At 66.7% G+C, this 12,745-nt stretch carries 10 protein-coding genes; 7 read left to right on the forward strand and 3 right to left on the reverse strand.

Going from position 1 to position 12,745, the window contains the following annotated elements:
* Positions 1 to 21: 21 nt before the first annotated feature.
* The 3 genes from F623_RS0101290 to F623_RS0101300 all read right to left on the reverse strand — a co-directional run bounded on the left by F623_RS0101290 (position 22) and on the right by F623_RS0101300 (position 5,331).
* Positions 22 to 2,037, reverse strand: coding sequence for a methyl-accepting chemotaxis protein (locus tag F623_RS0101290; protein WP_018861101.1), 2,016 nt, complete (start codon positions 2,035 to 2,037; stop codon positions 22 to 24).
* 166 nt (positions 2,038 to 2,203) lie between these two features.
* The gene (locus F623_RS0101295) at positions 2,204 to 4,126 is read right to left on the reverse strand and encodes an ATP-binding cassette domain-containing protein (RefSeq protein ID WP_018861100.1); all 1,923 of its coding nucleotides are present in this window, start codon (positions 4,124 to 4,126) and stop codon (positions 2,204 to 2,206) included.
* 356 nt (positions 4,127 to 4,482) lie between these two features.
* Positions 4,483 to 5,331, reverse strand: coding sequence for a universal stress protein (locus F623_RS0101300; protein WP_018861099.1), 849 nt, complete (start codon positions 5,329 to 5,331; stop codon positions 4,483 to 4,485).
* Between the two features lie 251 nt (positions 5,332 to 5,582).
* On the opposite strand from F623_RS0101300, the gene F623_RS0101305 reads away from it, so the two are divergent.
* The 7 genes from F623_RS0101305 (at position 5,583) to F623_RS0101335 (ending at position 12,646) form a co-directional block, all read left to right on the forward strand.
* On the forward strand, positions 5,583 to 7,421 hold the full coding sequence (locus F623_RS0101305) for an SLC13 family permease (protein WP_018861098.1): 1,839 nt from the start codon (positions 5,583 to 5,585) through the stop codon (positions 7,419 to 7,421).
* Between the two features lie 49 nt (positions 7,422 to 7,470).
* Complete coding sequence (locus F623_RS0101310; protein WP_018861097.1) at positions 7,471 to 8,361, forward strand: phosphoribulokinase; 891 nt, start codon at positions 7,471 to 7,473, stop codon at positions 8,359 to 8,361.
* A 110-nt stretch (positions 8,362 to 8,471) separates the two neighbouring features.
* The gene (locus F623_RS0101315; protein ID WP_018861096.1) at positions 8,472 to 8,930 is read left to right on the forward strand and encodes a hypothetical protein; all 459 of its coding nucleotides are present in this window, start codon (positions 8,472 to 8,474) and stop codon (positions 8,928 to 8,930) included.
* A 17-nt stretch (positions 8,931 to 8,947) separates the two neighbouring features.
* On the forward strand, positions 8,948 to 10,075 hold the full coding sequence (locus F623_RS0101320) for an FIST C-terminal domain-containing protein (protein ID WP_018861095.1): 1,128 nt from the start codon (positions 8,948 to 8,950) through the stop codon (positions 10,073 to 10,075).
* Between the two features lie 14 nt (positions 10,076 to 10,089).
* Positions 10,090 to 11,124, forward strand: a complete 1,035-nt coding sequence (locus tag F623_RS0101325; protein ID WP_018861094.1) for an NADP(H)-dependent aldo-keto reductase — start codon at positions 10,090 to 10,092, stop codon at positions 11,122 to 11,124.
* Between the two features lie 11 nt (positions 11,125 to 11,135).
* Complete coding sequence (locus F623_RS0101330) at positions 11,136 to 11,918, forward strand: TatD family hydrolase (protein ID WP_018861093.1); 783 nt, start codon at positions 11,136 to 11,138, stop codon at positions 11,916 to 11,918.
* A complete protein-coding gene (locus F623_RS0101335; RefSeq protein WP_018861092.1) occupies positions 11,915 to 12,646 on the forward strand; it encodes a ThiF family adenylyltransferase in 732 nt (243 codons plus the stop codon). Before F623_RS0101330 ends, F623_RS0101335 begins: the two co-directional genes overlap by 4 nt.
* Positions 12,647 to 12,745 lie beyond the last annotated feature (99 nt).

Below are 12,745 nucleotides of genomic sequence, written 5' to 3' on the forward strand. Positions count from 1 at the left end.
GCCCGGGGTGCGCCAGCGACACTACAGGCGGAACTGGGCCAGCGCCTGCTGGATCTCGCGTTCGACCTGCTTGAGCTCGTCGGAGGCCGCGCTGACCCGATCCGCGGTGTTGGCCGACTGGTCGGCCCCGTCGGAGATCTGCACGATGTTGCGGTTGATGTCCTCGACTACGGTGGTCTGCTGACGCGCGGCAACCGCGATCTGGTCGGTCATCTCCACGATCGTGGTCACCGACTGGCGGATCTGCTGCAGGGCGCCGTTCACCTCGGCGGTGTGCTCCATGGTCGTCTCGGCCTCTTCCTGGCCATGCTCCATGGCCTTCACTGCCGTGCTGGTGGCGGTCTGCAGGCGCGAGATCATGCTCTCGATCTCGTCGGTGGATTCCTGCGTCCGGGTCGCCAGCTTGCGCACCTCGTCGGCCACAACCGCGAACCCGCGACCATGCTCGCCGGCACGCGCGGCCTCGATCGCTGCGTTCAGCGCCAACAGGTTGGTCTGTTCGGCCACGCCGCGGATCACCTCAAGGATTGTGCCGATCTGCTTGGAGTCCTCGCCCAGCTTGGCAACCGTACCGGCGGCCTGTTCGACCGTGCCCAGCAGAGAGGACATCGAGGTGATGTTCTTCTCCATCACCTCGGAGCCGTTGTTCACCGCCCCGCTGGCCTCCTGCCCGGCCTGGGAGGTGGCGTCGGTGTTGCGCGCAATCTCCTCGGCACTGCTTTGCAGTTCGTTGATCGCGGTGGCGACGCGTTCCGTCTCGTCGCGCTGGCGCGAGACCGCCTCGCGGGCCTGGTAGGCCTCCTGGTTCAGGTTCTCGGTCGCGCGATTCAGGGTCTCGGTGCCACTACGGGCATTACCCACGGCCTGCGCGATCTTGTCGGTGAAGCGGTTGAAGGCGCGTCCCAGCTGGGCAGTCTCCAGCAGGCCGTCTTCGTCCAAGCGACGGCTGAGGTCGCCGTCACCGTCGGCGATTTCTTCCAGCGCTTCGGTCGAGTGGGCCAGCGCACGACGCACCACCAGGATGATGAACACCGCGCCGGCCACACCCAGGGTCACGCCGATCAGCGCGAGCACGCCCTGGGTCATCTGCGTGTTGCGCATGGTCGCGGTCAGCTCCTCGGCGGAACGCTCGGCCCGGTCGGTGATCCGCTCCGACAACTGCTGCAACTCGGTGCGCGCCTCCAGGATGACCGGGCCGACCTCGGTGCGGATCAGGAACGCGTCCTGCAGGGCCTCTTCGCTGCCGTGGATGCGGACGATCTCCTGAATCGCGCTGTCCAGATCACTCAGCAACCCCTCGAAGTCCTCGACCGCGATCTGCTGTTCGAAATCGAGCTCGTCGTACTGTTCCAGCAGTCGCGCCAGCACGTCATGGGTCTGGCCGAGATACAGCCTCAGGTTCTGCTCGAAGGAGTCATCACGAAACGCGATGAAGCCGCGCAGGTTCGAGGTGATCTGCAGGAGGTTGGTGCGCAGACTGTAGAAATCGTTGAGGCGCTCGAACGAGCGCTGGAAGCGTGCCCGCGCCATCTCCTCGTCGATCATGGTGCTGGTCAGCTGCGTCATCTGCATGGTTGCCGGGTTGGCTCGCGAGTTTGCAACACCCTGCGCCGGCATGTTCTGGGCCACGTCTTCGGCGATCTCGATCAGTCGCTCCCGGTGACCGGCAAAACCGTCGACGCTCGCGCGTACCTGCTCCGCGGAGGCGCTCAGTTCGTCCGAGGCCTGCACCACCGGATCGTTGACCAGTGCATCCATGGCGACGTCCAGCTCGTCCATCGCGGTCAGCCAGGCATCGCGGTGCTCGTCTTCCTCGCTCATCAGGTAGAACCCGAGAAAGGCCGCGCTCTCCTGCAGGAGCTGCTCCACCTGGTTGACACGCGCGACGGCCGGATAATCCGACTGCGTCAGCTCGGCTACGCCCTGCCCGCCCACATTCAGGGCACGCAGCGCCAGCAGCGAATTGATGATCAGGATGGCGACGACCAGGCCGAAGCCGGCGATCAGCAGCCCCCGAATGGAGAGTTTGTCGAGCATGGGTTGACTCCTTCCTCAGCGCCTTCTGCCGGGCGCATGCCTGCATACGCAAGCGGACTATTCCGCTGCCTGTAGAGACGATTCATCCCCTGTTACGGCCGCACTCCCCTGAAGTTGAGCCCCAACCGTTTTGAGAATTACATCACACCGAGTGACGCAGGAAGGATCAGGGTGATTCCAGCGCTTCCCAGCGCTCGAAGGCCACCGCCAGGTCACGTTCGACCTGCTCCAGCCGGGCCTGAAGCTCGCGCACCCGCTCGCCGTCGCGCAGCACCTCCGGGTCCGACAGGGCCTCGGCCAGCGACTGGTGCTCGTTTTCCAGCGCCTCGATCCGGCCCGGCAGCGCCTCCAGTTCGCGGGATTCCTTGTAAGAGAGCTTGCGGGCGCGGGGGGGCGCCGGTTCAGGGGCCGCAGGCGTCGACTCGGACGGGGCTCGAGCGGCTGGCGCGGGGGGAGTCTCCCTGACCCCGGTATCCGCTTCGCGGGTCAGCAGGCGCTGCGTGACGCGGGCGGGCAAATCCGACCAGCCGCCGACGAATTCCTCGACCGTGCCATCTCCCGGCAGTACCAGCGTGCTGGTGGCGACGTTGTCGAGGAAGGCGCGATCGTGGCTGACCACGATCACCGTGCCGGTGTACTCGATCAGCAGCTGCTCCAGCAGCTCGAGGGTCTCGACGTCCAGGTCGTTGGTGGGCTCGTCGAGCACCAGCAGATTGGCCGGGCGCAGGAACAGCTTGGCCAGCAGCAGCCGGTTGCGCTCGCCACCGGACAGGGCCGATACGGGCTGGCGCGCGCGCTCCGGCGGGAACAGGAAGTCCCCGAGATAGCTCAGCACATGCCGGGTCTCGCCGTTCACGGTGACCCGGTCACGGCCCTCGCCGACCGCATCCTGCACGGTCGTCGTCTCGTCGAGACGCGCCCGGGCCTGGTCGAAATAGGCGATCTCGAGCTGGGTACCCAGCTTCACCGTGCCGGCAAGCGGTGCCACCTGGCCCAGCAGCCCGCGCAGCAGCGTGGTCTTGCCGGCGCCATTCGGGCCAACAATGCCCAGGGCATCGCCGCGCTGGAGCAGCAGGTTCACGTCTCGTACCACCGGCTGGTCGCCGTAGCCGAAGTCCGCATGTTCCGCCTCGATCACCAGACGCCCGGAACGCTGCTCGGGGGACAGCTGCATGCGCACCTGCCCACTGCGCTCGCGGCGCTCGGCGCGCTTCTTGCGCAGGGCCTGAAGGGCGCGCACCCGGCCCTCGTTGCGGGTACGCCGCGCCTTGATGCCCTGGCGAATCCAGGCCTCCTCCTGTGCCAGCTTGCGATCGAACTCGGCGCGCTGGCGTGCCTCGACCTCGAGGCGCTCAGCCTGGCGCGTGCGGAAGGCCTCGATCGAGGGCGGATGTTCGTGCACCTTGCCGCGGTCCAGCTCCAGGATGCGGGTGGCGACCTGTTCCATGAACTGGCGATCGTGGCTAATGAACACCACCGTGAGCCCGCTCCCGCGCAGGAATTCCTCCAGCCAGCGGATCGCAGCCACATCCAGGTGGTTGGTCGGCTCGTCCAGCAGCAACAGCTGCGGTTCGCGCACTAGTTCGCGCGCCAGCCAGACGCGGCGCTTGAGCCCGCCGGAGAGCGCGCTGAAACCGGCGTCGGGGTCGAGCTCCAGGCGCGAGAGCGTCGTTTCGACCCGGTTCTGCAGGCTCCAGCCGTCGATCGCCTCGAGCCGGGCCTGGACCGGGCCCATCTTCTCCAGGGCCTCGGCATCCCCGCTGGCGGCGGCCTGACTCAGGTGATGAAAACGCTCCAGCAATTGCCCGGCATCGCCCAGCCCCTCGGCGACCACATCGAACACCGTCCCCTCGACCCCGGGCGGCAGCTCCTGGGTCAGCCAGGCGGTTGTCAGGCCGTCCTGGCGGACCACCTCGCCCGAATCCGGCTGGATCGCGCCCGCGATCACCTTGAGCAGGGTCGACTTGCCCTCGCCGTTGCGCCCGGCTACCGCCACGCGTTCACCGGGCTCCAGGCTCAGGTTCAGGCCATCCAGCAACGGCGCCATGCCATAGGCCAGGTGGATATCGCGCAGGGTCAGCAGAGCCATCGGGATCTAGGGAAACACTGATTCATGATACACGCTCGCGCTCGAGTCGCTTTTGCGTGCGAACAAGGCGCGGCGACTGCCGTGCAGTCATTCTGCACAAGGGAGCCGCAACGCCGTTCCCGCGCAAAAGCGGCCGAGCCCCTTGGGGTTGGTACCCCAGGTTCCCCGATCCTGCGTTGCGCCGCTTGCGGGTAGAGCCACTACCCGCTGCCCGACGCGCCTTGTCTCGGAAAACCTGGGGTGCCAACGCGAGTGTGTACATGAATCAGTGTTTCCCTAGAGGAATCCAGTTGAAGAACCCGGCAGGCGCCGAGCGAGAAGGGTTTCAGGGGCAGACGCGCCGCATCGACACGTGATCAGACGTTAGCGTTCTTGACCACCAGCACCGGGCATTCGGAACCGCCGATCACGCGTTCCGACACCGAGCCCATTAGCAAGCGCTTGAGACCGGTGCGTCCATGGCTGCCCACCACAATCAGGTCGCGGTTGTCCCGTCGCGCCAGATCAATCAGGGTGATTTCGGCTCGCCCCTCCTCGAAGGTCGCGTCCGCCGTAAGGCCCTGCTCGCGGGCCTCGCCCTGCAGGCGCTGAATTGCATCCACGCCCTCCTGACGACGCTCGTCGCTCTGGCCGGGCACGGCAACCGAAGCAATGGTGATCGGCAACTGGCAATGGCCGGCCAACTCGATGGCGGCCCGCGCGGCCTGGTCCCCCAACTCGGAGCCGTCGGTCCCAACCAGAAGACCGCGGTGCGGCGGCTGCGCGCCACGCGGAACGACCATGACGTTGCACGGTGCGGTGCCCACCACCTTGCGCGTCGCATCGCCGACCATCAGGCGCGCGAGATCGCTTCGGTCGCGGCGTCCGATCACGACCAGTCCGGCCTTGTATTCCTCGGCAATACCGACGATTTCCTTGTACCGATCGACCCCGTGGCGCAGGATCGGCGAGGCATCGACACCCAGCGCACGCGCCTTTTTCTCGATCGCGTCCAGGTCGCCCTGCGCCGCTACACTCGCATCGTGGCTGCGCCGGGGCGAGAGCGCGTCGTGCTGCGTATCCGTCTGAATAATGCGTGCGATGATCAGTCGGGCCCCGCAACGGTGAGCCAGATCCAGGCCAACGGCCTCGGCCGACGCACTGAACTCGGTCCCGTCGGTCGCGAGCACGACCGTCTCGAAACGGCAAAGCGGAGTGTCGGACATGGGGCGTCTCCCTGACGGTTTCTGCCCAGCATAACCGACCGGCCGGGATACGGCAGCCGGCATTTCGCGAACGGCGCAAGCGGCCCGGTTTTTGCGTCCGACCGCCCGGGATGAAATAATCCCGCGCTTTCAAGGGGTAGTGCTGGCGGTAACTGCCGCACCCTCGGCCAGCGGTCGAGGCCCTCCCGTCAGTCCCCTCGGCCCCGACCCTGCGCCGTCCGGCGCGGGTCTTCAGGACACGAACTCGATACATGGAAAACCTTACGCTGACCACCGAGATGATCGTGGTGCTCGCGCTTCTTGCGTTCACCATCTTCCTGTTTGTCACGGAGATCATCCGCGTGGACCTGGCCGCCATCTCGGTGATGGTGTTGCTCGGCCTGCTGACGCTGGTGCCCGGGCTCGGGCTGCTGGTCGCGCAGGACGAGCTGTTCAGCGGTTTTGCCTCCAACGCGGTGATCGCGATCATCGCGGTAATGATCATCGGGGCCGGACTGGACAAGACCGGCGTGATGCACAAAGTGGCCGCGTTCATCATGCGCGTGGGCGGCACCACCGAGAAGAGCATCATCCCGACCGTCTCCGGTACCGTCGGCGTGATCTCGAGCTTCATGCAGAACATTGGCGCGGCCGCTCTGTTCATGCCGGTGATGAGCCGGATCTCCAATCGCCTGGGCATTCCCCTGTCGCGACTGCTGATGCCGATGGGCTTCGCCGCGATCGTCGGCGGCACCATCACCCTGGTCGGCTCCAGTCCGCTGATCCTGCTGAACGACCTGCTGCCGTCGGACATGGAGCCCTTCCAGCTGTTCGACGTGACACCGATCGGGCTGGCGCTGCTGGTCACGGTGATCGTCTACTTCGTGGTGCTGGGCCGCTTCGTGCTGCCCTCGGTCAAGTCCAAGGCCACGCAGGGCGAGAGCGCGAAGGAGTATTTCCAGCGCGTCTACGGCCTGTCCTACGAGATCCACGAGGTGTTCGTGCCCGAGAAGGATCCGCTGGTCGGCCGTACTGTGGCCGAGATCGAGCGCGAGAGCGGGATCGCGATCGTCGGCACCTACAAGCACGACGAACTGCGCATGGCGCCCTGGACCGGCTACGAGATCCAGCCCAACTCGCATCTGGCCGTGCTGGCCAGCCCCGCACGCATGGAGAAGCTGTGCGCGGACACGCGCAAGCGCCCGACGACCCGCCTGGACGTGTTCGCGAACGCCCTGGATACCGGCCGCTCCGGGGTCGCCGAGGTCGCGATCGCGCCCGGCTCCAATCTCGCCGGCAAGACCGTAACCGAACTGGCCATGCGCCAGACCTACGGCCTGTCGGTGATGCGCATCCAGCGGGGCAGCGAGACCTTTGGCGAGGGCCTGCGCGACATCCCGCTGGAGATCGGGGACATCCTGGTGGTCCACTGCACCTGGGAGTCCCTTGCCCGCCTGGACAAGGATCGCGACTTTGTCGTGATCACCTCCGACTACCCGCACGAGGAACTGCGCCCTTCCAAGGTCCCGCATGCGCTGTTCTTCCTGGCGCTGACCGTCGGACTGATCCTGTTCACCGACATCATGCTGTCGGTGGCACTGCTGACCGGCGCACTGGGCATGATCCTGACCGGGGTCATCAGTATCGACGACGCCTACCGCTCGGTGAGCTGGAAGACCGTATTCCTGCTGGCCTCGCTGATACCATTGGGGATGGCGGTGGAAAACACCGGCACGGCCGCCTGGATTGCGCAGAACACGTTGGACTTGCTGGGGACCGTCCCGCCGTGGGTGTTGCAGGCGACGATCTTCGCGCTGGCCACGTTCTTTACCCTAGTCATGTCCAACGTCGGCGCCACCGTGCTGCTGGTCCCGCTGGCGATCAACTTCGCGGTCGCCGCCCAGGCCGCGGGCATGGACGCCGACCCGCGCGTGTTCGCGCTGACCGTGGCGATCGCCACCTCGAATTCCTTCCTGATCCCGACCCACCAGGTGAACGCCCTGATCATGGGCCCCGGCGGCTACCGGGTGAAGGACTACATGAAGGCCGGCGGTATCATGACGCTGCTGTTCGGTATCGTGGCCATGTTGATGCTCAATCTCGTTTTCTAAACTCGTCCGTACACTATTCGTCGCAAGAAGCTATGCAAGGAGAAACCCCATGTCGCAAAAACATCCCGTGATCGCGGTCACCGGCTCCTCGGGGGCCGGCACCTCCACCGTCAAGCGCTCGTTCGAGTCGATCTTCCGCCGCGAGCAGATCAACCCGGTCGTCATCGAGGGCGACAGCTTCCATCGCTATGACCGCAAGGCGATGAAGGAGGCCATGCAGAAGGCCGCCGACGAAGGCAACCACCACTTTTCGCACTTCGGTCCCGAGGCCAACCTGTTCGATCGCATCGAGGACCTGTTCAAGACCTACGGCGAAACCGGCCAGGGCCAGAAGCGCTACTACCTGCACTCCGACGAGGAAGCGGCCGCCCACAACGAGCGTCTCGGCACCAACCTCGGCCCGGGCGAGTTCACCCCCTGGGAAGAGATCCAGCCGGGCACCGACCTGATGTTCTACGAAGGCCTGCACGGCCTGGTCGTGAACGGTGACGTGAACGCCGCGCAGCACGTGGACCTGGGCATCGGCGTGGTGCCGATCGTGAATCTCGAGTGGATCCAGAAGATCTTCCGCGACAACGCCGAACGCGGCTATTCCGCCGAGGCCATCGTGGACACGATCCTGCGTCGCATGCCGGACTACGTGAACTACATCACCCCGCAGTTCGGCTACACCGACATCAACTTCCAGCGCGTGCCGACGGTGGACACCTCCAACCCGTTCATCGCCCGAGACATCCCCACCCCGGACGAGAGCATGGTGGTAATCCGCTTCAAGGAGCCGAAGAAGTTCGGCGTGGACTTCCCCTATCTGCTGAACATGCTGCCCGACTCCTTCATGTCCAGGCCGAACACCATCGTGGTACCCGGCGGCAAGATGAGCTTTGCGATGGAGGTCATCCTCGCCCCGATCATCCATGACATGCTGAAGAGTCGCGGCTGATCGCAGCACCGTATCGACGGTGTCCAAGCCCCGCTCCGGCGGGGCTTTTTTGTGGTCGCCGACGGTTGGGCTAGCATTCCGGCCATCCCACTTGGACTCATGGAGTTGCCGTGTTCGGACTGTTCGGGCCGCGCCCCGCGCAACAGATGGAGCGCTTTCGCAGCCGCTATACCGGCCGCTCGCTGATTGTGCACCAGGGCTTCGAGGGCGACTGGCTGGAGGAACTGCTGAAGCAGCCCGGCGGCGGCGGGCACTTCCGCATCGACAGTCGCCGCCTGCCGGCGCGGCGCCCCACGCCGATCGAGTGGCTGGTACAGACCCATGTGCTGCCCCTGGCGCTGCCCCAGCCGCTGTATCTGGACATCCGCGAGGACGCGATCCTCGCGCGCCACCTGACGCGGGGTGAACGCGCGGTCCATCCCTCCGAAATCGCCTGGTTCCTGGAAGAGCTGGACACCCGCCACCATGCCCGCCTGGCGTTCAAGGAGAACGACCAGATGACCGTCCAGCGCGGCATCCCCGAAACCGACAACGAGGCCCTCAGCATGCTGGAGCAGCTGGGGCTTTGATGGAGTCCTGAACGTTGATGGAACGCTTTGTCAGTACCGCCGCCAGCGGCAGTGACCCGCGCGCCCTCGCCGCGGAACTGATCCAGGGGCTGGGCCCGCTGCCGCCCCGGGACCCGGAGACCGTGCGCGTAGGGTTCATCTACGTGTCGGACGCACTGGCCCGCAATGCCCGGCTGGTCATGGACACGCTACGCAAGGAACTCGGGGTGGACCATTTCGTCGGCGGCATGGGCATGGCAGTGATCGGGCCGACCCAGGAATTCTACGAGAACCCGGCGATTACCCTGATGATCGGCGACTTCCCGGCCGGTTCCACGCGCGTGATCCAGCGTCCGGTCCACAGCCTGGACGAGCTGAAGCAGGCCCTGGACGGCTTCCTCGACCCCGCCACCCCGGGGCGCCTGCTGCTTAATGCCGATCCACGCATGGAGGGTGTCGAGGCCGTGCTGACCGAGATCGGCGACCAGACCGCCTGGTTCGCGACCGGCGGTATCCACTCCGGCGAGGAGGGGGCTGTGCAGATCGCCGATGGTGTGGTCGCGTCAGGCATCACCGGGCTCGCGCTGCGCGACGATGTCGCGATTGCCGCACGCCACAGCCAGGGCTGTACCCCGCTGCCCGGCCAGCACGAGCTGACCGAGACCTGGCGCAACATCATCGTCCAGCTGGATGGTCAGCGAGCACTGCCAGCATTCAAGGGCATCATCGGCGATGTCCTGTCGCGCGACCTGGAGCGGGCGCTGGGGTACATCCTGGTCGGCTTCCCGATCCCCGGCTCGGACACCGGCGACTACCGGGTCCGCAACATCATCGGCGTGGACCTCGACCAGCAGGTGCTCGCGGTCGGCGAATTGCTGGAGCCCGGACAGAAGATCCTGTTCGTGCGCCGCGACGGCCAGGCCGCCCGCGACGACCTTGAGCGCATGCTGGAGCAGATTCGCACCCAGGCCCCGAACGGGATCCGCGGGGCGATCTATGTCTCCTGCATCGGGCGCGGGCGCCATCAGTTCGGCCAGGAGGGCGCGGAACTGGCAATCGTCCAGCAGGGTCTGGGGGATGTACCCCTGGTCGGCTTCTTCGCCAATGGCGAGATCTTCGCCAACCGCCTGTACGGCTACACCGGGGTCCTCACCCTGTTCACCTGAACCAAGGGACTGACATGCAATACCGCAAACTGGGACGTACCGACATCGAGGTCAGCCTGATCGGCCTGGGCACGATGACCTGGGGCGAGCAGAACACCGAGGCCGAAGCCCACGAGCAGCTGGACTACGCGCTCGGCCAGGGCGTGAATCTGATCGATGCCGCCGAGATGTACCCGGTGCCGCCGCGCGAGGAGACCCAGGGGCTGACCGAGAGCTACATCGGCAACTGGCTGGCCAAGACCGGCAACCGCGACCGCGTGGTTCTGGCCAGCAAGGTCGCCGGCCCCGGCATGATCGACTACCTGCGCGGCGGCCCGCAGCTGAACCGCGAACACATCGAGCAGGCCCTGAACGACAGCCTGAAGCGTCTGCAGACCGACTACCTGGACCTCTACCAGGTCCACTGGCCGACGCGCGCCACCAACTTCTTCGGCCAGCTCGGCTACGTCCACAAGCCGGACGCAAGCGCGACCCCGATCGAGGAGACCGCGGCCGCGCTGAAGGCCCTGGTCGAGAGCGGCCGCGTGCGCACCATCGGCATCTCCAACGAGACCCCGTGGGGGTTCATGGAATGGATCCGCGCCCATGACCGCGGCCTGTCCGAGCGCATCGTCTCCATCCAGAACCCCTACAATCTGCTCAACCGCAGCTTCGAGGCGGGGCTGGCCGAGATGGCCATCCGCGAGGATGCCGGCCTGCTGGCCTATTCGCCGCTGGCCTTCGGCATGCTCTCCGGCAAGTACCTGGACGGCGCGAAGCCCGCGGGGGCGCGCCTGACGCTGTTCGAGCGCTTCCAGCGTTACAGCAACGAATCCGGCCTGGCCGCGACCGCGGAGTACGCGCGCCTGGCGCGCGAACACGGCCTGACCCCGTCCCAGCTGGCGCTGGCCTTCATCAACCAGCAGCCCTTCGTGACCAGCAACCTGATCGGGGCGACCACCATGGAGCAGCTGCGCGAGAACATCGCGACCGTCGACATCACCCTGTCCGATGCCGTGCTGGAGGCCATCGAGGCCATCCACGCCCGCTATACCTACCCCTGTCCGTAGGACCACCGCCGGTGCACCTGATCGATACGCATGTCCACCTGGACCTGGACGCGTTCGATCCGGATCGCCCGGCGGTGCTGGACCGCGCCCGCGCCGCCGGGGTGCGGGAACTGGTCCTGCCCGGCGTCACCCGCACGCGCTGGCCGGACCTCGACGCCCTGCACCGCCAGCACGCGGGTCTGCATGTCGCCTACGGCCTGCACCCGATCTTCCTGCAGAACCATGCGGACGCGGACCTCGAAGCCCTGGAGGCCTGGCTGGATAAGCACCCGGAGACCATCGCAGTCGGCGAGATCGGGCTGGACGGCTATCAGGAGGGTCTCGATTGGGACCGCCAGTGGCGGTTCTACACGCGGCAGCTGGCCATCGCCCGCGAACGCAACCTGCCGGTGATCATCCACAGCCGGCGCGCGCTGGACGCGGTGCTCAAGGGCCTGCGCGAGCACCCCGGCGTGACCGGCATCCTGCATGCCTTTATCGGCTCGCCGCAGCAGGCCCGGCAGGCGGCGGATCTCGGCTGCTGCCTGGGCATCGGCGGGCCGGTGACCTACGAGCGGGCGAAACGACTGCACCGCGTGGTGCGCGAGGCCCCGCTGGAGGCACTGGTGGTGGAGACCGATGCCCCGGACCAGCCACTGGCCGGACACCAGGGCGAGCGCAACGAACCGATGATGACCGCCGAGGTGAACCGCCATCTGGCCCGCCTGCGGGACATCGACCCGGCCGAGATGGCTATAATCACGTCACAAAACGCACGCCGGGTCCTCCGGCTCCCGAGCGACCCGGATTCATGAGCACGTCCAACAATCCCTACAGCGAACGCACCGACCTCCTGCTGGGTCCCGATGTCACCGCCGGCCTGCGCGACCGGCATGTGTTCATTGCCGGGCTGGGCGGCGTCGGGAGCTATGCCGCCGAGGCCATTGCGCGCGCCGGAGTAGGACGCATGACCCTGGTGGATCACGACGTCGTCGCCGCCTCCAACCTGAACCGCCAGCTGGTCGCGCTGCGCTCCACCCTGGACCAGCCCAAGACCGCGGTAATGGAGGCCCGCATCCGCGACATCGACCCGGAGATCGAGCTGACCATCCAGCGCGAGTTCCTGCGCCCGGACAGCATCGTCGACCTGGTGCCGGAAGATGCCGACTTCGTGCTCGACGCGATCGACTCCATCGCCTGCAAGGCGGCGCTGGTGGCCGGGGCCCAGCGCCGCGGCCAGGCGGTGATCTCCAGCATGGGGGCCGGCGGGCGCATCGACCCCACGGCCGTGCGAGTCGGCCCGCTGGAGTCCACCCGCGTATGTCCGCTGGCGCGGCAGATGCGCAAGAACCTGCGCCGCATGGACGCGCGGCTCGACTACCCCGTGGTGTTCTCGATCGAGCAGCCGCGCAAGGGCACCGAACACCGGCCGGTCGAGGGCGGCCGCCCGCGCTCGGTCAACGGCACGATCTCCTACCTGCCCGCGATCTTCGGCCTGACCGCCGCCGGCCACGTGATCCAGACCCTGATCGCCCGCGCCTGACCGCCATACACGGCTCGCTCCGTCAGACCCCTGCGCCCACAAGTATCGTCCTGCCCTGTGGGAGCTCAGCCCCCTGAGCGATACGGCGCGGCCCGACCC

The sequence above is a fragment of the Thioalkalivibrio sp. ALD1 genome, assembly GCF_000381245.1.
In the GTDB taxonomy this organism is placed as follows: domain Bacteria; phylum Pseudomonadota; class Gammaproteobacteria; order Ectothiorhodospirales; family Ectothiorhodospiraceae; genus Thioalkalivibrio.

Excerpts from the sequence above, each read along its gene's own strand:
- F623_RS0101300 (WP_018861099.1), bottom strand. The coding sequence starts at position 5,331 with ATGTCCGACACTCCGCTTTGCCGTTTCGAGACGGTCGTGCTCGCGACC.
- F623_RS0101310 (WP_018861097.1), top strand. The coding sequence starts at position 7,471 with ATGTCGCAAAAACATCCCGTGATCGCGGTCACCGGCTCCTCGGGGGCC.
- F623_RS0101305 (WP_018861098.1), top strand. The coding sequence starts at position 5,583 with ATGGAAAACCTTACGCTGACCACCGAGATGATCGTGGTGCTCGCGCTT.
- F623_RS0101320 (WP_018861095.1), top strand. The coding sequence starts at position 8,948 with ATGGAACGCTTTGTCAGTACCGCCGCCAGCGGCAGTGACCCGCGCGCC.
- F623_RS0101335 (WP_018861092.1), top strand. The coding sequence starts at position 11,915 with ATGAGCACGTCCAACAATCCCTACAGCGAACGCACCGACCTCCTGCTG.
- F623_RS0101295 (WP_018861100.1), bottom strand. The coding sequence starts at position 4,126 with ATGGCTCTGCTGACCCTGCGCGATATCCACCTGGCCTATGGCATGGCG.
- F623_RS0101325 (WP_018861094.1), top strand. The coding sequence starts at position 10,090 with ATGCAATACCGCAAACTGGGACGTACCGACATCGAGGTCAGCCTGATC.
- F623_RS0101290 (WP_018861101.1), bottom strand. The coding sequence starts at position 2,037 with ATGCTCGACAAACTCTCCATTCGGGGGCTGCTGATCGCCGGCTTCGGC.